We start from the raw sequence: 19,368 nt of genomic DNA, 5'->3' as shown, positions 1-19,368 counted from the left end.
CGGCGGTGTTGAATGCCGTGCCCGGTGCAGGAAAAGGGGGCGAATGGAAGCAAAGTGTTGCTTTAGAGGCCCAAGATCTCCTTGACCTTGGCGATAACGACCTCGTTGGTGGCGTTCTCAAAGAAGAGCTCCTGGAAGTGCTCGCCTGCGAGGGCGCCCTTGACCAGGTCGGCGTCCAGGCCGTCGAGGAGCTCGGGGAAGGACTTGAAGTTGTTCTCGCGAACGACGTCCAGGATCTTCTTGTTGCGCTGCTCGGGAACAACGCGGTCCTTGGGGTAGCCCTTGCCGGACTCCTCGCAGAAGAGCTTCTCGAAGGTGTACTGGAGGTTCAGCTCGTTACCCCAGCCGTTCTTGAGGGCGAAGGGCATGGAGATGGCGTTGCCATCGTTGATCTGGGCGAAGGTGTAGGCGTCCAGGGGGTCGGCGACGTGGCCGCAGATGACGCCGGGGAAGCTGTTGAGCGCGAGCATGGCGCCCTCGCCGGTGCCGCAGCCGGTGATGACGTAGTCGACGGCGCCACCGTTGAGCAGGACGGCGGCGAGGATGCCGTTCTGGACGTAGGTGAGCTGGGCGGCGTCCTCAGCGGTGTACATACCATAGTTGTAGACGGTGTGGCCCATGGGCTCGACGACCTTCTTGAGCGCCTCCTCGATGACGGCGTTCTTGGCTGCCTGGCTGTTCTCGTTGATGAGGGCGATCTTCATGATGTTTAGTACTCCTAACTGAAGACTCGGTTTACCCGCGTTTACTTGGTAACTACAGCATCTTATTAGTAAAACGGTTTGTCAAGTAAAGGAATGTAAGTATAGAAGAAACACCACGTTCTTACCGTTTGTTGACCAAATACTACCGTTCACAGTTTAGTAAACTCCATTTCTATTGCGCTAATAGGTGGTGATTGGCAATATACAAACCAGCAAACCGGTTTTGCAAAACACAAACTGGTTTGCTCACCCACATGGAAGCAAGTACGGTTAGGAGGAAGCCGTAGCTGCTTTCAGGAGCGAAAGGAATCTGCACTATGGGTCGTGTGAACACGGAAAAGATCGCAGATCGCGAGCGTTGGTTATCCGCTGCACCACTCACCAAAGAAGAAATCGACCGCGGCCTGGCATGCTGCATCGCCCAAATCGATGCCAACATGGATGCCTTTGGCGTCAAGTTCCCTTGGTCCGCCACCAAGGGCCTGGAGTACCCTATTATCGAGAACATCGAATGGACCGACGGCTTTTGGACCGGCCTGCTGTGGCTCGCCTACGAGGTAACCGGGGACGAGAAGTACCGTGCGCGTGCCATGGAGAACGTTTCGAGTTTCACCAACCGCGTTGAGAACAAGATCGAGCTGGACCACCACGACCTCGGTTTCCTGTACACGCCCTCCTGCGTCGCCGCATACAAGCTCACCGGTGATCAGGGTGCCCGCCGCGCTGCGATCATGGCTGCCGACCAGCTGCTTACCCGCTGGCAGCCCAAGGGGAAGTTCCTGCAGGCATGGGGTCCCACCGACAGCGCCGAGCATTACCGCTTCATTATCGATTGCATGCTGAACGTCCCGCTGCTCTACTGGGCTAGCGAGGAGACTGGCGACCCCAAGTACCGCGACATTGCCGCTATGCACTTCAAGACCACCTGCGACAACATCATTCGCGAGGACGGCAGCGCCTTCCACACCTACTACATGAACCCTGAGACCGGTGGCCCCGATCACGGCGCGACGCGTCAGGGCTACTCCGATGATTCGGCGTGGGCCCGTGGTCAGGCGTGGGGTATGTACGGAATTCCGCTGAATATGCGCTATCTGGGCGATAGGTCCTACCTGGAGACCTGGCGAGCGATGAGCAACTACTTCCTCAATCGCCTGCCCGAGGATTCCGTCTGCTACTGGGACCTCATCTTTGGCGACGGCTCCGGTCAGTCCCGCGACTCCAGTGCTGCCGCCGCGGCGGTCTGCGGCATGATGGAGATGGCTCCCATGCTGGACGCCGATGACGCCGACGCGCCGGTATACGCTGGCGCCCGCGCCGCCATCATGCGCTCGCTGATCAACGGCTACACGTCTGATGATCACGCTCCTCTTCGTCCGATCCTGTACCACGGCGTCTATAGCTGGCATTCCGGCAAGGGTGTGGACGAGGGCAACATCTGGGGCGACTACTACTTTATGGAAGCTTTGGTTCGCAGCAGCAAGCGCTGGAACCCGTACTGGTAGGAGAGGAATTAGCTATGAGCACTCCCAATATCGTTATGGCTCGCGTCGACGAGCGTCTGGTTCACGGCCAGGGTCAGCTTTGGATCAAGGCCCTCGGCGTCAACACCGTTATCGTCGCCGATGACGAGGCTGCAGCCGATCCCATGGCGCAGACCCTGATGAAGACGGTTATCCCCAACAACATCGCGATGCGCTTCTTCACCGTTCAGAAGGTTATCGACATCATCCACAAGGCAGCTCCCGCCCAGACTATCTTCCTGATCGTCAAGAACCCGGCCAACGCTTTGCGCCTGGTCGAAGGAGGCGTGCCCATCACCGAGCTCAACGTTGGCAACATCCACAACGCCGACGGCAAGGAGAAGGTTACCCGCTCCATCTTCGTTGGTCCCGAGGACAAGGCAGCCATCATCGAGATGGCTGACAAGTACGGTGTGACCTTCAACACCAAGACCACTCCCAGCGGCGCCGATGGCACCGTCGAGGTCGATCTGGTTGCTTTCTGCAAGCAGTCCGCGTAGCGCGAAAAAGCCTGCAGTCGCATATATGTACGTGAGATTCAACCTATAAGGAGGAAAGGTGGAAATCTCCCTCATTCAGGCCGTGCTGGTCGGCCTCTGGACCGCGGTATGCTGGTCGGGCATGCTGTTTGGTATCTACTCCAACCGTTGCTTGGTGCTTTCGTTTGGCGTCGGTGTCATTCTTGGCGACATTCCCACGGCCTTGGCCGTCGGTGCGGTTGGCGAGCTTGCATTCATGGGCTTCGGCGTTGGCGCGGGCGGTACGGTTCCCCCCAATCCCATCGGCCCGGGTATCGTCGGTACCCTGCTTGCTATCACGTCTGCTGACGTGACCCCGGAGAGCGCCCTCGCCCTCTCCATCCCCTTCGCCGTGGCGATCCAGTTCCTGCAGACGGCCATCTACACCGCCTGCGCCGGCAACCCCGAGGCCGCCAAGCGCGCCCTCGAGAGCGGCAACCTCGGTAAGTGGCACACCATCGCCAACATCACCGTCGTTCTGTTCGCTATCGGCGGCTTCGCCCTGGGCTTCCTCGCCGCCTATGCCATGCCCCTGCTCCAGACCCTCGTCGGCATGATCCCGGAATGGCTCACCAAGGGCCTGTCCGTCGCAGGCGGAATGCTGCCCGCCATCGGCTTCGCCATGATCATGAGCGTCATGCTCTCCAAGGAGTTCATCCCCTTCGCGCTGCTCGGTTACATCGCCGCCGCCTACCTCAAGCTTCCCGTCGTGGGCATCGCTATGGTCGGCCTTGTCTTTGCCCTCAAGCACTACTTCGATGTTAAGAAGCAGGAGGAGAACGCGCCCGTCGCTGCTCAGGAGGTAAACCACGATGACTGGATCTAACACCGGCGCGGCTCAGACTCCCGTGCTGACCAACCGCGATTACACCAAGACCATGCTGCGCTCCTACTTCCTGCAGAATGGCTTCAACTACAGCAATTACCAGGGCCTTGGCTATGCAAACGTCATCTACCCCGCGCTGAAGAAGATTCACGGCGATGACAAGCAGGCTCTCTGCGAGGACCTGGAGAAGAACAGCGAGTTCTACAACACCAACCCCGTCCTGCTGCCGTTCATCACCTCGCTGCACATTGCGATGGCCGACCAGGGCATGGATTACGACGAGGTCCGCGGCCTCAAGATGGCCCTCATGGGTCCGCTGGCCGGCATCGGCGACTCCCTGTCCCAGTTCTGCATCGCCCCGCTGTACTCCACCATCTTCGCGTCCCTGGCCACTAGCGGCCTGGCCTTTGCGCCCGTCGCCTTCTTCCTGGCCATCAACGCGACCCTGCTTGCCATCAAGACCGTCATGTGCAACCTTGGCCACAAGCTGGGCGCCGCGGTCGTCGACAAGCTCAGCAAGTCGATGAGCCTGATTTCCGAGACCGCGAGCATGGTCGGCGTCACCGTTATCGCTGGTCTGTCCGCTACCTTTGTCAAGATCAACATCGGCGTCGAGTTCGCTGCCGGTGCGGTCGAGGAGGGCGTCAAGCAGTCCACCGTCAACATTCAGGGCATGATGGACAACATCGCTCCGTCGCTGCTGCCCATGTTGTACATGCTCCTCATGTACTACCTCATCAAGAAGCGCGGCTGGAATACCTACAAGCTGGTAATCCTCACGGTTATCATCGGTGTCGCGCTGTCTTGCGCCGGCGTTCTTATCTAAAAGAGCCCACCCCCTTCAAAGCGCCGTTCCAGTTGCACTGGGCGGCGCTTTTTTCTTAGAGTTGTTCGTGCGGTATCCTCGTCCGCACCGTTTCGCATGGGGCGCCAGGCGATGGCGTCGACCGGCGGAACCGAGACAGAAATGGTGAGACCTATGGAACAAACCCAGCAGCCCACTTTGCGCGGAGCCCTTACCGGCCTGGTTCGCCACGCGGGGAGACCCGCTTTTGCCCATGTGGGGGCGGATGCCGCGTTGGGACATGTTCGCGCCGCCGCTGCGACCCTGCGCGTAGGGGAGATGCCCGCTCGCTTGGCGCTGATGGACACGGCTTCGATTGTGAGCCGTGCTGACGACGTGATGCGCGGCGTCTTCTACTTCACCAAACCATGGGACATGGAGCGCTGTGCCACGCCGTTCGAGCTGCCCGCCAATCCGTATGAGATCGACTGGTGCGTGGTGAACAACGACGACGAGGAATGGTGCTTCATGCTCAATCGCATGGACTACCTTGAGGACCTTGCCGCCGCGTTCTTGGTGACCGGAGACGTTGAATACGCCCGCCATGCCCTCGACCTTGTGCTCGCTTGGGTGGCGGCGCATCCGGCGATCGAACCGCGCCTTTCGACCCGCACGCTCGACACGGGCATTCGCCTTCGTAGCTGGGCGCGCGTGCTGCCTGTGCTTGAGTTTGCCGGCGTGCTGGGACTTGATTCCATGGCTCGCATCCTGCGCAGCGCCGGCGACCAGATTGATTACCTGGGGGAGCGCTACCTGCCCAAGTACGAGACCAGCAATTGGGGCAGCATCCAGACCTGCGCCATCGTGGAGACCGTTCTGATGTTGGCGGGCGCCGGCAATGACGAGGGCTGCTACGCGTGGGCCCTGGAGCGCCTGGCGTCCCAGCTGCCCGCACAGGTATACCCGGATGGCGTGGACTGGGAGCTTTCTCCCATGTACCACATCGAGGTCATGCTCTATGTGCTCGGAACCCGCGCCGCTTTGGAGCGCTGCGGTCTTGAGGTCCCCTCTTCGATCGACAACGCCTCGCGCGGGTTGTCCCGGGGCCTGGCCATGCAGACCATGCCCGGCTGCGCCATCGATGCCGTGGGCGATTCCGACCGCCTGGCGGTCAACGGCGTGGTGGCCCTTTCCGCCGCGTTGTTGCGCTCAGGCGAGCTCAAGTACATTTCCGGGGTGGAAACCTTGGACGCCCTTGACCTTATGGCCTACGGCTGCGGTGTGGCGGACGCGCTTTGCGGCGTACCCGCCGTGGTGCCGCAGCAACGCGCCTTTGATGGCGAGGATTCCGGCACGTACACGGCTCGTGGATCGTGGGGACAGCAAGCCAGCGCGGCACTGTTCCTTAACGGCCCCCTTGGCAGCGGACACGGACATAGCGATAACCTGCATGTTTCCTTGTGGGTCGACGGTCTACCCGTGCTGGTGGATTCCGGCCGTTATACCTACCGTGAGGACGTGGATATGCGCCCGTGGCTTAAAGGGCCGTACGCCCACAACGGGCTCATGGTCGATGAATCCTCGTCCAGCACTCCTAAGGGCAGCTGGGGTTATAGCGATTTTTGTCAGCCGCTCAAGACTTATGCGCGCCATAACGGTCGATTCCACTACTGGGAAGGTGCCGTGGTGGAGCACGATCCTTGCGCCGTGCTGGTGCGTAAGGCCCTTTTTATCGACGAGGGCATTTTGGTGGGTTGTGACGAGGCGCATTGCACGGGCAGCCATCAGCTAACGTCTTTGTTCCATTTCGATCCGCAGCTTGAATTGGAGGCGCTTGCTGAAGGAGGTGCGGACGACGCCTACGGGGATTTGGGCGTCCGCTACTCCGTTCGCCATGCGGGCGAAGAGGTCGCCGTGTTCTGTGCCGAGGGCGATTGCACGGTGGAGGAGGGCGAGTGCTCGCTTGATTACAACCAGCTCTCGACTCAGCGGGTCGCAAAGGTGGCGTCCGGGTTTATCGATAGTGCGGTGCGGCTGTGGTGCGTGGTGCCCGCGGGGGTGCGCGTGGAGGACGCGCTGGTGTGGCGTAATGCGGACGAGGCGGTAGGGCGCGACTTGGCAAGCGCCTTGCGCATCACAACGCGCGACGGATCCGTTTACACCGTGGCGCTCTTCCACCGCGAGGCGTATAGCGGCGTCAAGGCGTTTGCGCTGGAGGGCGTCTCCTTCCATGGCAAGGCGGCGGTTGTCTCAGAGCGCGATGGCAACCGAGCGCTTCATCTGATGCGCGCTTAAGATTAAAAATGGTCCGTTGCAATACCCGCCGCGGGAAGGTGCGGGGGTGTTGCAGCGGACAATTCTACAAGGCTAAAACGGTACGCTTCGATACACGTTTGAAAATCGGTATCGGAGCGTGCCGTTCTTTTCTAAAAAGCGGCTCGATGCGTCTACAGCAGATACCCCAACACCATCAGCTGGGTAAGCCCCGGCCAGGGCGAGGGATCGTCGGCGCGAATCAAGTCGCATAGGCGGATCCATTCGATGTCGATGCTGCCCAAATCGACCAGCTGCGGCATGCCGGTCTTCTCGAGGCGCGCGGTGATGTCGGTTCCGTCGGAGCAGACAAGACGTACCTGCTGCCACCAGGAATCGTGCGGAAAGTCCGCACGCAGCACAATGGCAGCCTGCTCAGCGTGGACCGTGCGGCCAAACTGAATCTCAAGATAGGCGTCGTCGCGACCGTTGATGCCCCAGCTCTCATAGGGCCATCGTCCGTGATGGATGCTCTGGAAAGTGCCGTCGATGGCGTTGCGCGCGATGAAGCGCGGGTTGGTGGCGCCCGTATTGGTCACCGCGTGCGGATAGATGGCGGCCTGGTCCATCAGGTCGTGGGAATTAAGGGCGAGGTTGCGGAAGTTGGAGCGCTCGCGCGGATCGAGCGCGCGCGCGTAGCCCCAGTGGCAGTCGCCGGTAAAGGCCTGGATGGGATAACCATCGCGATCGGCTCCAAAGGGGATGGGGAACTCGAAGCGTCCGCCTTTGAGGACGATGACACTTGGCGGCAGGCTCTCGTCCAGCTGAACTTCAAGTTCGATGGAGTCTTGGTCGCTTTCAAGGACGAGGATGTCGCCCGGTTGGTATTCGGAGTAGCGGGTGTCGAGATGCACCAGCGTATCACCGGTGGATGTTCCCAAAACGTCGCCGTCTTTATTGACGAGGCTCAGGGTGATGGTTGCCATGGGGAGTCCTTAGAACGAAGCTGCTTGAGTAAGAACTCGGGCTAGCGAATGCTTGCAGAAGGATGAGGCGCTAAAAAGAGAGCCACGGCGGATAAGGTCGCGCGTGGCTTTGGGTACAGGCGTGGCGGGCGTGTCGGCGCCGCGTTATGCAGGCTGCTTACCGATGTAGGCGAGGATGCCGCCGTCGACGTACAGGATGTGGCCGTTAACGAAGTTGGATGCATCGGAGGCCAGGAAGACCGCGGGGCCCTTGAGGTCCTCGGGGGTGCCCCAGCGGGCAGCGGGGGTCTTGGAGACGATGAACTGGTCGAACGGGTGACGGGAACCATCGGCCTGGCGCTCGCGCAAAGGAGCGGTCTGCGGGGTGGCGATGTAGCCCGGCCCAATGCCGTTGCACTGGATGTTGGCCTCGCCAAACTCAGAGCAGATATTGCGGGTCAGCATCTTGAGTCCGCCCTTGGCTGCGGCGTAGCCGGCGACGGTCTCGCGGCCAAGCTCGCTCATCATGGAACAGATGTTGATGATCTTGCCGTGACCGCGCTCGATCATGCCGGGCAGAACGGCCTTGGCGACGATGAAGGGGGCGTTGAGGTCGACGTCGACAACCTGGCGGAAGTCCTCGACGCTCATCTCGAGCATGGGGATGCGCTTGATGATGCCGGCGTTGTTGACCAGAATGTCGACGCCGCCAAGGTCGCGCTCGATGTTGGAGACAAGCTCGGCAACCTGGGCCTCGTCGGTGACGTCGGCGATATAGCCGCGGGCATCGATGCCGGCCTCGGCGTAGTTGGCCAGGCCTGCCTCGAGTTTCTGCTGGTCGCGATCGTTGAAAGCGATCTTGGCGCCAGCCTGGGCGAGGGCGGTGGCGATGGCGAAGCCAATGCCGTAGCTACCGCCGGTTACCAGGGCGACTTTACCGTCGAGTCGGAAACTGTCCATAGAGAATGCAAAACCGGTTTCTTCTGCCATAATAATGAACCTCCAAGCCGGATTATCGAAAAGTGGGCAGCGTGTAACTGGGGACTGCTGTCCAATACATAGTCAAACTTAGTAAACCGGTTTTGTCAAGCGAGGATTTTGAACTTCCGGCGTGCGGCGCGCAATTCACAAGGTGCACACCGTACGGGTAAAAAACGCGCGTCGTCCCCCAAAGGAAGGGTCGGCGCGCGATTGCGTTTCGGATGAATGAAGGCGGGTGCTGCCGTCGGCCTAGTCCTTCGCGGGCTCCTGTCCGGCTCCCGCCTTGGCGGCTGCGGTGACGGAGGACGTGGCGCTGTTAGCCAGTTGATTGACCTTATCGATCACCTGCTGTTCGGGGTGGTCCTCGGCGTGCAGCGGCAGATCGGGGCGAACCGCGTCGTAGACCAGTTGGATAAACTGGGCAGCGCCGTCGGATGAGAGATGGGTGCCGTCGCCGTCGAACAGATCGTTGCGTCCCTCGCTATAGCCGTACCAATCGATGATGCGAACGTTGGGGTAGCGCTCAGCGGCACGGGCGATGGCCTCGTTGGTTGGCCCAACCCAGGGCTGAGGGCTGCGCGTTGTTATGAAAACCACCACGCGCTTGTCGCCCAGCAGGCTCATCATCTGGTCGATATTCTCGTCCGTAACCAGACCGTTGGTGCCCAGCGCAATAACTACGATCTTGCCCGCTTGATTGCCGGCGATGTACTGCGTTGCCAGGTCAACGCCCGTGGTGAACTGTCGGTTCTTGGCGGCGTCAATGTGGCCGTGGGGAAAGGTCTGCTCAAAATTGGGGATGGTGCGCAGCGACACGGAGTCGCCAATCATCAGCACGTCATACGCGCCGGTGGGAAAACCGTTTTTATCCGTTTCCACTTCGCCTTCGTCCGCGGCGGCGTCCGCAGTTGCGGACGGCTGCTGAGACCCGTCTCCGGCGTTGCCCTCAAGCAGCGCGGCGCCCTCTTCGCTTAGCGCCGAGGTGTCGGGAACAAATACCAGTCCGCCCAGCGCAAGCAGCAGCGTGGTGCCGGCGATGCCAAAGGGAATAACGTGCTTTTGAATGATTTGCAGCGGCTCCTCGCCCTGCCGGACGTGGCGGAAAAACGCTCCAAGCGCTCCGTGCCTAAACGGCGTCTCGATGAAGCGATAGGAGCATTCGGCCACCGCAAGGACAACGGCCAGCTGAATCGCCGTCATCCACCAAGGGGTCTGGCGAATGTCGGCAACGGGGTTCATAAGGAGCAGCAAGGGGTAGTGCCACAGGTAGATGCTATAGGAGCGCTTGCCAATCCAAATGAAGGGCTTGAGTGAGAACAAGCGCACCAACAGGCCATCGTCCTGAACGCAGGAGGCGATAAGCATCATGGTGAAGACGGAGCACAGCAGCATTCCGCCACGGTATTGAAAGGCCGAGTAGCCGTTGCTCATGGTAAATAGGGCAAGCAGGCCGACAAGCCCCGCGGCGCCAACAAGGTCGATGGAAGTGAGGGCGATGGTACCGCGCGCGGGCGTATTGGTGAGAGATTCGGCCATGGTTGCGTCATCGGCGGTGTTTGCCACGGTAGCGTCCGCGCCCTTGAGTGCGCTTTCCTTTCCCGCGGTGGCCTTGACCTTGTTCGCAAGCGAATCCAGGCCCAAGGCGTGCGCCAAGCGTGCGGGAGACATGTCGCGCGGCGGAATAAAGGCAAGCCAAACGCCCAAAAGCAGCGAGAAAACGCGCGTGTCCGTGCCGTAGTAGATGCGGCTGGGGTCAACGGCGGGGTTGTACAGCAGCGTCATGGCGAGCGCGGATGCAGCGGCCAAGCCCAGGACCATGCGGCGGACGGTCGGCTTCTTCACATGCATTGAGAGCAGGCCCAAAAGCAAGGGCGGCCAGATAAGGTAGAACTGCTCCTCGATGGCGAGCGACCAAAAATGCGTAAGCGGAGAGGGGTCGCCCAGGGCGTCGAAGTACGAGACGTTCTGCGCGATCTGCCACCAGTTGTTCACAAAGAAAAGCGAGGGCAGTATGTCCGGCCGCATCTTGGTGAGCATCACGTGATTAAAAAACGTGCACAGCACAATGGTGACCACCATAAGGACGCCAATTGCCGGCAGCAGGCGCCGTGCGCGGCGAATCCAGAAGGACTTAAGGTCAATGCGCCCACTCTGCTCGAATTCGTTCAAAAGAAGGCGCGTGATAATGTAGCCGGAGATCACAAAGAACATGGTGACGCCAAGTAGGCCGCCTTGAATCCACGTGAAGTTAAGGTGGTACAGAACCACGGCAGCAACCGCCAGCGCACGGATGCCGTCGAGTGCCGGCAGGTAGCGCGATCTGCTGCCTTGCGGCTTTCCTTTTGGCATCCTTGACGCCTGCGCGTGTGCGTGTTCGGTTTTTGGACGATGCCCGGCGTGTCGCCCTGCCTGCGCAGCCGGCCTGGTTTGCGACGCGGTCGGCCTGGTTTGCGATGCGTGAGGACGGGAGGCGTGATGGGCGGCCCGGGCGGCTTGGGGCGCCGCCTGAGGCGTTGGCCGGGGCTCGGGCTGGTCCGCGGAGGTATGGGGTTCTAGCTGCTGTTCATTCATATGCTGTCCATTGGGTGTGGCGGGGTGCGGTTTTGGTACGGATTGGGTGCGAGTCGACGGTGTAAAAACGCCCCCTTGCGCAGGCTTGCGGCAAAGGGGCGTCCCGGGTTTTCGTGTGCGTTAGAACTTGACCTTGGGCGCCTCGCGAGCGGCCTCGGCGGCTTCAAATCCAGAGCGCTCCTTAAACTGGAAGACACCGGCGAAGATGTTTCCAGGGAAGGTCTGGATTGCGTTGTTGTAGTTCAGCACACAGTCGTTGTAGCTCTGGCGGGCGTAGGAAATCTTGTTCTCGGTATCTTCAAGAGAGCTCTGCAGCTGGGCGAAGTTGGCGTTTGCCTTAAGGTCGGGGTAGGCCTCGGCGACGGCAAAGAGCTGGCGAAGCGCGCCGGAGAGGACGTTGTCCGCGGCGATCTTGTCATCGGGGCTCGAGGCGGATACGGCGGCGTTGCGCGCGGAGACCACGGCGCCAAGCGCCTCCTTCTCGTGCGCGGCATAGCCCTTGACGGTCTCTACTAAGTTAGGGATAAGGTCGTTGCGGCGCTGCAGCTGCGTATCGATGTTCTGCCATGCGTTATCGATGCGATTGCGCAAGGTGACCATGTTGTTGTAGATGCCGGCGACGGCGATGCCGATCGCAACAAGGACGATGATTCCAATAATCCAGCCCATGAGTTACCCCTGTCCTGCTCACGCGGTCGATAGTGCGCGATATATAGATGCTTCATAGTATAACCGCGTGCGCAAAAGGCGCCAGACGGTGGGGTCGAAAGCGCGGTCGCGCCACACTCGAGACCGGCGTTCCCCTCACGCCGCGCGAAGCACTGCTCGCCGCAGCCGTTCCGGGAGAGCCAAAAGATTATTCTCGTTAGAAAAATCTTTTATCACACAGAAATTGTTCGTTGACAATTGTTTTCTAAAATACAAAATCTATGAATAGCTGCATATGTTTCCATAAAGATCGGGGAATACGATATGGATCTTCGCGTGCGTAAGACGTATAGCGCGCTCATTGCCGCATGCACGGACCTTATGTCTGACATGCGCTTTGAGGACATTACTGTTGCCATGCTGTGCGACAGGGCAATGATTAGGCGCACCACCTTCTACAAGCACTTTGCTGACAAATCGGAGTTCTTCTCCTTCTACGTCGACAGCCTGCGCGGCGATATGGTCGAGCGCGGTCGCCTTGCCGTCGACGAGCTCGAACCCGGCGTCGCCCACACCGCTTTTGCGGAGCGCGCTGCCATTCTGGACGCCATGGCAGATTACTTCCTTGAGCATGAGACGCTCATGGACAACATCCTTAGCAGCTCTACCTGCGGCATGATGCTTGTGGTGATTTGTGAAAAGATGGCCCAGTCCTTTAGTGAGAAGGCCGCTCGCGACTTGAGGATAGAGGCTCCCGGCCCGGATGACTTGATCTGCCGTTGCGAATTCGCTGCCGGCGGCATCATCCGCCTATTGCTTTTGTGGTGGGACCAAGAGGACCGTCGCTCTGGTAAAGATGAGTTTGTGCGCACGTGCAACCAGCTTGCCGAGCGCCTGCTGGGCGAATAGGTAAAAAGCGCGCCGGGCTTGAGAACGGGCCCGGCGCGCTTGATTTTTACATGGCGGAGAGAGGGGGATTCGAACCCCCGGAACGCTTGCGCGCCCAACGGTTTTCAAGACCGCCGCATTCAACCGCTCTGCCATCTCTCCGTGTTTGGTAATGATAGCATCGAATCATAGAAAATGACGAGAAGGGGTTCGATGCTTCAACAAGATACACGCGGTGCCGCAGCGGGCGGCCAGCGCGCCGCAGACGAACGCTTTATGCAAGAGGCCCTGGAGCAGGCGCGAGCCGCTGCGCGCGCGGGCGAGGTACCCATTGGCGCCGTGGTGGTTTACAACGGCGAGGTTATCGCCCGCGCTCACAACCTGCGCGAATGCAATGAGGACCCATCTGCCCATGCGGAGTTTTCGGCCATGGTGGAAGCTTCGCGAGTACTGGGCCGCTGGCGCCTGGCGGGCTGCACGGTTTACGTGACGCTGGAGCCGTGCCTCATGTGCGCGGGCCTTATGGTCAACGCGCGCATAGACCGGTGCGTCTATGGAGCAGCGGACCCCAAGGGCGGTGCGCTGGGGAGCCTTTATAACCTCAATAGCGACCAGCGCCTCAACCATGCGTTCTCGGTAACCAAAGGTGTGCTTGAAAATGAGTGCGCAGCCCAGTTGAGCCGGTTTTTCTCCCAAGTTCGCGCCCAGCGCGCGCAGGGCGAGCGCGACCTTGTTGTTCCGGATGATTACCCCCGGCGCCAGCAGGGAGCATCCATGGCCGCCGCGGACCCAGGCGTTCTGGAGCCAGCCATTGTTGTGGCGAGTGATTCGTTTAAAGGCTCTGCTACCAGCGAGGAGGCGGAGCGCTGGATTGCCACGGGCGTGCGCCGCGTATTCCCCAATGCCAATATCACGTGTATTCCCTTGGGCGATGGCGGCGAGGGCACGGTTGACGCCGCGTGCGCGGCGCTGGATGGAACCTATCGCGTTGTCCAGGTTGCGGACCCCATGGGCAATCCCGTAAAAGCGCGCTACCTGATGACGGCGGCAGGCCAGGCGGTTCTCGAGATGTCGTCTGCCGCAGGCATAGAGTTTTCCGATTGCACGCATGATGCCGCCCTGCGAGCTTCCACCTATGGAGTGGGCCAGCTGGTCATGGATGCCATAGGCGCCGGCGCGAACGCTATCTACCTGGGGTTGGGGGGCAGCGCCACCACGGACGGCGGACAGGGCTTTTTGCGCGCTCTGGGCGCCCGCGTCCTGGACAAGGAAGGGCGAGACGTGCCGTGGGGGCTCGCGGGCTTGGAGCGCGCCGCAGCCTTGGATTTGGAGCCCGCGCTACGCGCGCTCGCGGGTGTAGAGCTTGTGGCCCTTACCGACGTGAGCAACCCGCTGGTGGGGCGCCGCGGCGCGGTGCGCGTCTTTGGCGAGCAAAAAGGTTTGGCAGACCTGCCCACCCCGCGCGGGGCGGATCCAACCACCTATGCATCCTACGATCGCTGGATGATCGCCTTTGCCCGCCTGCTTGATGATGCGCGCGAGCGCCATGCCCACCTGCTGCCCGAACCTTTGTCCAAAGCAAGGCGCTTTGGCAGCGTGGCGGGGGTTCCTGGGGCGGGCGCCGCGGGCGGCATGGGCGCAGCGGTGCTTGCGTGCGGAGGCTCCCTTACCTCTGGGGTCGAGGCCATGCTCGATCTGCTCGATTTTGACAACCTTATTCGCGATGCAGACCTGATCATTACGGGCGAGGGCGCCGTGGACGGCCAAACGGCTGACGGGAAGGCCCCCGTGGGCGTGGCGAGGCGGGCGAAACGCCAGCACAAGCCGGTGGCCCTGATCGCGGCGTCGCGAGCCTATGAGCTGGACCCGGTGTACAAGCGCGGCGTCGATGTGGTGGTGACGGCGCTGCGCAGGCCCATGCCGCTTGATCGCGCCATGCAGCCTCGCGAGACGCGCCATAACCTGGTGTGTGCGGGCGAGACGGCGGCGCGAGCGCTGCTGCTGGGGCGCTAGGCCGCGTTACCGTTTGCCGTGGCGGTGCGGTATGGCGCGCCGAGCGTGATACCATGCAGTACGCAAGCGTTAAAAAGGGGGGCAACATGACTCAAGAGAAATGCATCGACTTTGACCAGGTCATTGATCGCAGGCACGACGCATGCAGCTACTCCAGCAAATGGAGCACGTCTCGAGAGATCGCGGAGCACTGCGGCTTGCGCGAGATTACCGATGACCATATTGCTCTTTTTACGGCAGACATGGACTTTCGCTGCGCTCCCGCCATTTTGGATGCGCTGCACGCGACGGTTGACCATGGCATTTTTGGCTACAGCACCATCGATGGCTGCCCGGCCTATGCGGACGCCGTGCGTGATTGGTTTGCGCGTCGTGACCAATGGACCATCAACACGGATTTGATGCTGTATTGCCCGGGCACCGTCCGAGCGCTGGAGTATGCTGTCGAAGCTTTTACCGAACCGGGTGATGGCGTTATTATCCAGCGTCCCGTCTACCCGCCCTTTACTCACAGCGTTGAGGAGCTTGGGCGCAACGTACTCAACAACCAGCTTATTCGCCACACTAATCAAGATGAGTGCGGCGACTTGTACTACGCCATGGACTTTGACGGCCTGGAGGAGCTGGCCCAGCGAGATGACGCCAAGCTCATGATTTTGTGCAATCCCCACAACCCCGTGGGCCGCGTTTGGAGCGTGGACGAGCTTGTTCGCGTGGCGGATATCTGCACGCGCAACGGGGTGATGATCATCGCGGACGAGATTCACGGCGACCTGTTGCGCGCCGGCGTGAAGGTGCATCATTTGGCTCAGGTGGTGCCCCACGCTCGCGTGATGACGTGCACCGCGGTGAACAAGACGTTTAACTTGGCGGGTCTTGCTGCCACCAACCTGGTGTTCAGCGATGCAAAGGACAAGGCTTTGTTCAGCCGCGTTTTGGGCCATGCCGATCCCAGCCCCTTTGCCATCAGCGCGGTGATCGCTGCGTATAACCAGGGCGAGGAGTGGGTTGACCGGTGTTGCGCATATATTGACCGGAATATCGACGACGTGATTGATTTCTTTGGGCGCGAGTTGCCGGACGTGGGCGTGCGTTGCCCCGAGGGCACCTATATTTTGTGGTTTGACTTTACCCAGCGTTGCCGCGCGCTGGGCATTGATGGGGACGAGTTGCATCGTCGTATCTACGAGGAGGCAAAGGTCATCTTGCAAGACGGCCTTAATTTTGATCCGGATGGCGGCGAATTCTTCCAGCGCATGTGCGTGCCCAGCCCGCGTTCCGTGTTGATGGAAGCTTGCGAGCGCATTGCCGCCGTGCTGGCGGAATAGGGCCTTGTGCCAAGCGAGGGGGCGGTGCTTGCATCCGAGCGTGTTCGGCGCGTTGCGCCTCAGAACGCTCTGATGCAAGCACCGCCCCCTCTTTGCGTAGCCGCGGCTCCGTTCGCCGCGGCTATCGCGGGATGGGCCACGTGGCGATGTTGCGTGGCGGGCCTGTGCTATGCCGCAGCCTTTTCGCGGGTGCGGAGGTTGGTGATGAAGAGCAATACCATCAGCAGGATGGAGATGCCAAGCGATGTCGCTATGCCCAGGCTCATGGTGGCCATCACGGATGTGAGCGTGCCGAAAACAGCGATGCCAATGGCGCCGCCAACCTGGCGCATGGCGTTGAAGACGGCGCTGGCGATGCCGCTGTGCTGGGCATCCGTGCTTTTAAGTACCAGGTTTGCCAAACAGGGCGTGTTGATGCCGCCGCCCATGCCCGCCAGGCACACGGCCAGGGCGATTAGAGGGGCATCGAGCACGTCTAGGCCCGCAAATACTATGATGAGGCCGTAGCCCAGCGTGAGGAGCGCCGTGCCCACCATAAGGGCGAAGCGCGAACCGCGCGCACCCGCCAAACGGTCTGACATAAGGTTGCCAAAGGCGCCGGAAAACGCGCTGGGAATAAAGGACAGGCCGCATACAAGCGGGGATAGAGAGAGCTCTTGCTGCAAGAAGAGCGTGCTAAGGAAGACACATCCGTTCCAGCTGAGGATCATCGAGAAACCGCCCAGCAGCGCCAAGCGAATTCCCGCGGAACTGAATAGCGACAAGGGCATCAGAGGTGATGCGACGCGCGACTGCGAGAAGATGAACAGGGCGAGTCCGACCGCGCCCGCAATGAGCAGGGCCATGGGGATAGTTTGGGTAAAGCCCTGCGCCCCGCTCTCGATAATGCCGCCCACAAGACAGGTGAGCGCCACAATCGCCAGGATTTGGCCGATTAAATCCACTGGCTGCGGTACGCGCGGCGAGGTGGCAAGCTTGCCGCTCATAAGAAGAATAGCCAGGCAGATGGGGATGTTGACGGAAAAGACCAAGCTCCAGTGAATAGGGACCAAAAGGCCTCCCAGCAGAGGTCCCACCGCGGTGGCGGCAGATCCGCCAATGCCCCATGTGGCGAGCGCACGCCTACGATGGTCCTCTGTGAGGTACGCCTCATTGATGAGCGACATGGAGCTGGGCAGGATCAGCGCTGCGGCGACGCCCATGAGGGCGCGGCCGAGGACAAGCATCTCTACCGAGTTGGCGAGCGCGCAGATGGCGGAGCTAAGGGCGAACCCGGCGGTCCCGCAGATAAACGCACGCTTGGCTCCAAAACGATCTGACAGGTTGCCGGCGAGTAGCAGAAGCGTTGCGAACGGCAGAGTGTAACCGTCTACAATCCACTGCTGCGCGGCCAGGCTGGCACCAAGCTCCTCTTGGATGGAGGGCAGCGCCAGGTTGGTGATAAGAGTGTCCATGCAGGCGAGAAACATCGCGGAGGATGCGACGATGGTCGCCGTTGGATTGTACGGCGTCGCTGCCGGCGTTTTGGTTTTGGCTGCGGGCGTGGTTGCGGTTTGGGCTGTCGTGCTGGATGTGCTTGAAAGAGTTGATGTGCTCATGCTGCGTGTTCGCTCCCGAATGTAGTGCTGGTGGCCGTCGCCGACGCCAATTGGGCGGACTTTGGCCAAGGTTAATCCAGCGCTCTATTGTGGCGCTTGTGCTTGTGGCGAAGGCTGTTGTGAGCGAGCGTTTATCAAACGATAACGCGGGGCATGTGAAAGGACTCGTCCATACTATTGCGGGCGACTTACAAGGATGGGTCGCAGGCTCGGCGGTTGCGATGATGATGTGCCCGCGCGGAATTGCATCTCGACTTATGCACCCCAAATAGGGTAGGATAGCTTTTGCACGCCTCGCGCGTTCAATGGGTTCGGGTGACGATATGTTCCGAATCTGGTCAGGTCCGGAAGGAAGCAGCCATAAGGAGCCTCTGCCGGGCACCCGTTCCCATTGAGCACACGGGGCGTTTTTGCGTTAAGGGGTGTCTTGCGCTCAATTCCGGCGCGGTCGCTATCCCTTGAGCGTAGCTTGGGGGCTGGTGCTAAGCAAGGCGTCTACCAGCGCGTTATCCTCGTCATCGTCCGATCCTAAGGGCAGGCCGCACGCTTCGAAGAAATGACTGCCCGCAAACTGCCGAGCGCGAAAGGATTCGTGCTCGCCATCGTCCAAGTAGCGAATGCGGCTGCGACAATCCGTGGTGCCGCAAAAGAGGGCGCCGCGCTTGGCGACGTAATCCAGGTAGAGGGGCGAGTCGCTCCACAGCATTACGCCGGCCATGTTCTCAAGTTCGTAGGCCACGGCGTACTGCTGCCAGGCGATGCCGCGCTCGCGTACGTATTTATCGAGCACGGTGGCCATGCGGGTGACGCGGCGCAGGGTGTCGCGCGCGTCTATCAACCGGTTCTCATCGTCCACGGCAAGCCCTGCGGCGCGCAGGCGCATGTTGGCGCGTTCAAGTTCCCTGCCATCCAACAGCACGGCGGGCACGGTGAGCTTGATTGACTCGTCCCCAAACAGCTCGATAGCGGAGTGGACGTCCAAGGCGCCCGCCAGGGCGGACGCGCGGATAATACGTGAGTCATGCGCGTGCTGCACGTGGCAGCCCATGCCGCGATCGGTAAAGACCTTGCGCATGGTGGCGACGTGCTGGTTGATGTCGCTGCGTGACGGGGCCTCTGCGGCGTGCTTGCTCATGCGGTAGAAATAAAGGTCGAAAAGGGGTGTTGGGTTGGAAGGCTTGGGCGCGGCGGGCGCGTGGCCCTGTGCGGCAAAGAAGCGGTCTGCCGTTGGATAGTAGACGGATCGCTGGCAGAACCCCGCGATCTCGCCACGGCGCTTGGTAGCCTTGCCGTAGAGCTCTACCAGCGCGGGGCTTTGGGCCGGCCCGGAAGTGGAACCCTCGCGGACCTCTACAATGCCGTTGGCGATATAGGGAGGGAAGTTTCCCTCTGCAACTTGCATGACCAGCACGCCTTGCGAGGCGTTGGCGGGGTCGCAGATAAAGCGTGCGTCAAAGTGGGGTATGGGCGAGACGTGGCGCCGGCACAGCTCGCCGATGATCTGGCTAAAGTCCGCATTGGGCTTGGGGATGGGGCAGATGGACTTGTCATCGTCCGCAATGCCCACTACCAGCCAGCCACCGCGCGAGTTGGCGAACGACGCGATGATCTTGGGGATCTTCTTTTGCACGGATGCGTTGTAGGAGCGCTTGAACTCCAGCGCGAAGCCTTCGTCCAAATCTGCAAGCTGGGCAAGGTCATCCCACGTAACTTGGGCGAGCGTTTTGGGCTTGCCGCTGGCGGTGCGAAACGGACTGAACATGGCGGC

General features: G+C 60.8%; 16 protein-coding genes, 1 tRNA gene and 1 other RNA gene. 10 read left to right on the top strand and 8 right to left on the bottom strand.

Going from position 1 to position 19,368, the window contains the following annotated elements:
• Positions 1-62: 62 nt before the first annotated feature.
• Complete coding sequence (locus B3H65_RS01385; RefSeq protein ID WP_270242556.1) at positions 63-704, bottom strand: RpiB/LacA/LacB family sugar-phosphate isomerase; 642 nt, start codon at positions 702-704, stop codon at positions 63-65.
• A 317-nt stretch (positions 705-1,021) separates the two neighbouring features.
• Here B3H65_RS01385 and B3H65_RS01380 point away from each other — a divergent pair, with 317 nt between their 5' ends.
• From B3H65_RS01380 to B3H65_RS01360, 5 genes are all read left to right on the top strand, one after another.
• Positions 1,022-2,209: a glycoside hydrolase family 88 protein gene (locus B3H65_RS01380; protein ID WP_286683837.1), complete on the top strand. Its 1,188-nt coding sequence runs from the start codon at positions 1,022-1,024 to the stop codon at positions 2,207-2,209.
• A 14-nt stretch (positions 2,210-2,223) separates the two neighbouring features.
• Positions 2,224-2,727: a PTS sugar transporter subunit IIB gene (locus B3H65_RS01375; RefSeq protein ID WP_286683836.1), complete on the top strand. Its 504-nt coding sequence runs from the start codon at positions 2,224-2,226 to the stop codon at positions 2,725-2,727.
• A gap of 58 nt (positions 2,728-2,785) precedes the next feature.
• Positions 2,786-3,571, top strand: coding sequence for a PTS mannose/fructose/sorbose/N-acetylgalactosamine transporter subunit IIC (locus B3H65_RS01370; protein ID WP_286683835.1), 786 nt, complete (start codon positions 2,786-2,788; stop codon positions 3,569-3,571).
• Positions 3,558-4,397, top strand: coding sequence for a PTS system mannose/fructose/sorbose family transporter subunit IID (locus B3H65_RS01365; RefSeq protein WP_278563142.1), 840 nt, complete (start codon positions 3,558-3,560; stop codon positions 4,395-4,397). The genes B3H65_RS01370 and B3H65_RS01365 overlap by 14 nt, the downstream gene beginning before the upstream one ends.
• 153 nt (positions 4,398-4,550) lie before the next feature.
• Positions 4,551-6,650 carry a heparinase II/III family protein gene (locus tag B3H65_RS01360; RefSeq protein WP_286683834.1) on the top strand — a complete coding sequence of 700 codons (2,100 nt, stop codon included), beginning with the start codon at positions 4,551-4,553 and terminating at the stop codon, positions 6,648-6,650.
• A gap of 152 nt (positions 6,651-6,802) precedes the next feature.
• Here the strand turns inward: B3H65_RS01360 and B3H65_RS01355 are convergent, their stop codons facing one another.
• The 4 genes from B3H65_RS01355 to B3H65_RS01340 all read right to left on the bottom strand — a co-directional run bounded on the left by B3H65_RS01355 (position 6,803) and on the right by B3H65_RS01340 (position 11,794).
• Positions 6,803-7,594 (bottom strand): hypothetical protein, encoded by a 792-nt coding sequence (locus B3H65_RS01355; RefSeq protein ID WP_286683833.1) that lies wholly within the window; start codon positions 7,592-7,594, stop codon positions 6,803-6,805.
• A 144-nt stretch (positions 7,595-7,738) separates the two neighbouring features.
• Entirely contained in the window at positions 7,739-8,563 is an 825-nt protein-coding gene (locus B3H65_RS01350; RefSeq protein ID WP_286683832.1) for a gluconate 5-dehydrogenase, read from the bottom strand.
• A 240-nt stretch (positions 8,564-8,803) separates the two neighbouring features.
• Complete coding sequence (locus B3H65_RS01345; RefSeq protein ID WP_286683831.1) at positions 8,804-10,903, bottom strand: acyltransferase family protein; 2,100 nt, start codon at positions 10,901-10,903, stop codon at positions 8,804-8,806.
• Between the two features lie 342 nt (positions 10,904-11,245).
• Complete coding sequence (locus tag B3H65_RS01340; RefSeq protein ID WP_009141808.1) at positions 11,246-11,794, bottom strand: LemA family protein; 549 nt, start codon at positions 11,792-11,794, stop codon at positions 11,246-11,248.
• Between the two features lie 303 nt (positions 11,795-12,097).
• On the opposite strand from B3H65_RS01340, the gene B3H65_RS01335 reads away from it, so the two are divergent.
• Positions 12,098-12,682, top strand: a complete 585-nt coding sequence (locus B3H65_RS01335) for a TetR/AcrR family transcriptional regulator (RefSeq protein ID WP_286683830.1) — start codon at positions 12,098-12,100, stop codon at positions 12,680-12,682.
• 51 nt (positions 12,683-12,733) lie between these two features.
• On the opposite strand, the gene B3H65_RS01330 is transcribed toward B3H65_RS01335, so the two are convergent.
• Positions 12,734-12,823, bottom strand: a tRNA-Ser gene (locus B3H65_RS01330).
• A 51-nt stretch (positions 12,824-12,874) separates the two neighbouring features.
• Here B3H65_RS01330 and tadA point away from each other — a divergent pair.
• Entirely contained in the window at positions 12,875-14,674 is a 1,800-nt protein-coding gene (tadA, locus tag B3H65_RS01325; protein ID WP_286683829.1) for a tRNA adenosine(34) deaminase TadA, read from the top strand.
• Between the two features lie 86 nt (positions 14,675-14,760).
• Positions 14,761-16,002, top strand: coding sequence for a MalY/PatB family protein (locus B3H65_RS01320; protein WP_286683828.1), 1,242 nt, complete (start codon positions 14,761-14,763; stop codon positions 16,000-16,002).
• Positions 16,003-16,169: 167 nt separating this feature from the next.
• Here the strand turns inward: B3H65_RS01320 and B3H65_RS01315 are convergent, their stop codons facing one another.
• Positions 16,170-17,456, bottom strand: coding sequence for an MFS transporter (locus tag B3H65_RS01315; RefSeq protein WP_286683827.1), 1,287 nt, complete (start codon positions 17,454-17,456; stop codon positions 16,170-16,172).
• On the opposite strand from B3H65_RS01315, the gene B3H65_RS01310 reads away from it, so the two are divergent.
• Complete coding sequence (locus tag B3H65_RS01310; RefSeq protein WP_286683826.1) at positions 17,455-17,625, top strand: hypothetical protein; 171 nt, start codon at positions 17,455-17,457, stop codon at positions 17,623-17,625. The two genes, B3H65_RS01315 and B3H65_RS01310, sit on opposite strands and share 2 nt — an antisense overlap.
• A 278-nt stretch (positions 17,626-17,903) precedes the next feature.
• Positions 17,904-17,997, top strand: an RNA gene (ffs, locus tag B3H65_RS01305) — signal recognition particle sRNA small type.
• Positions 17,998-18,051: 54 nt separating this feature from the next.
• Here the strand turns inward: ffs and B3H65_RS01300 are convergent.
• A complete protein-coding gene (locus B3H65_RS01300; protein ID WP_286683825.1) occupies positions 18,052-19,362 on the bottom strand; it encodes a helix-turn-helix domain-containing protein in 1,311 nt (436 codons plus the stop codon).
• Between the last annotated feature and the right edge of the window lie 6 nt (positions 19,363-19,368).

The organism is Collinsella sp. UBA1693, assembly GCF_002320115.1.
In the GTDB taxonomy this organism is placed as follows: domain Bacteria; phylum Actinomycetota; class Coriobacteriia; order Coriobacteriales; family Coriobacteriaceae; genus Collinsella; species Collinsella tanakaei.
The sequence above is the reverse complement of the archived record's forward strand: the minus strand, read 5'-3'. Positions and strand labels throughout refer to the sequence as shown.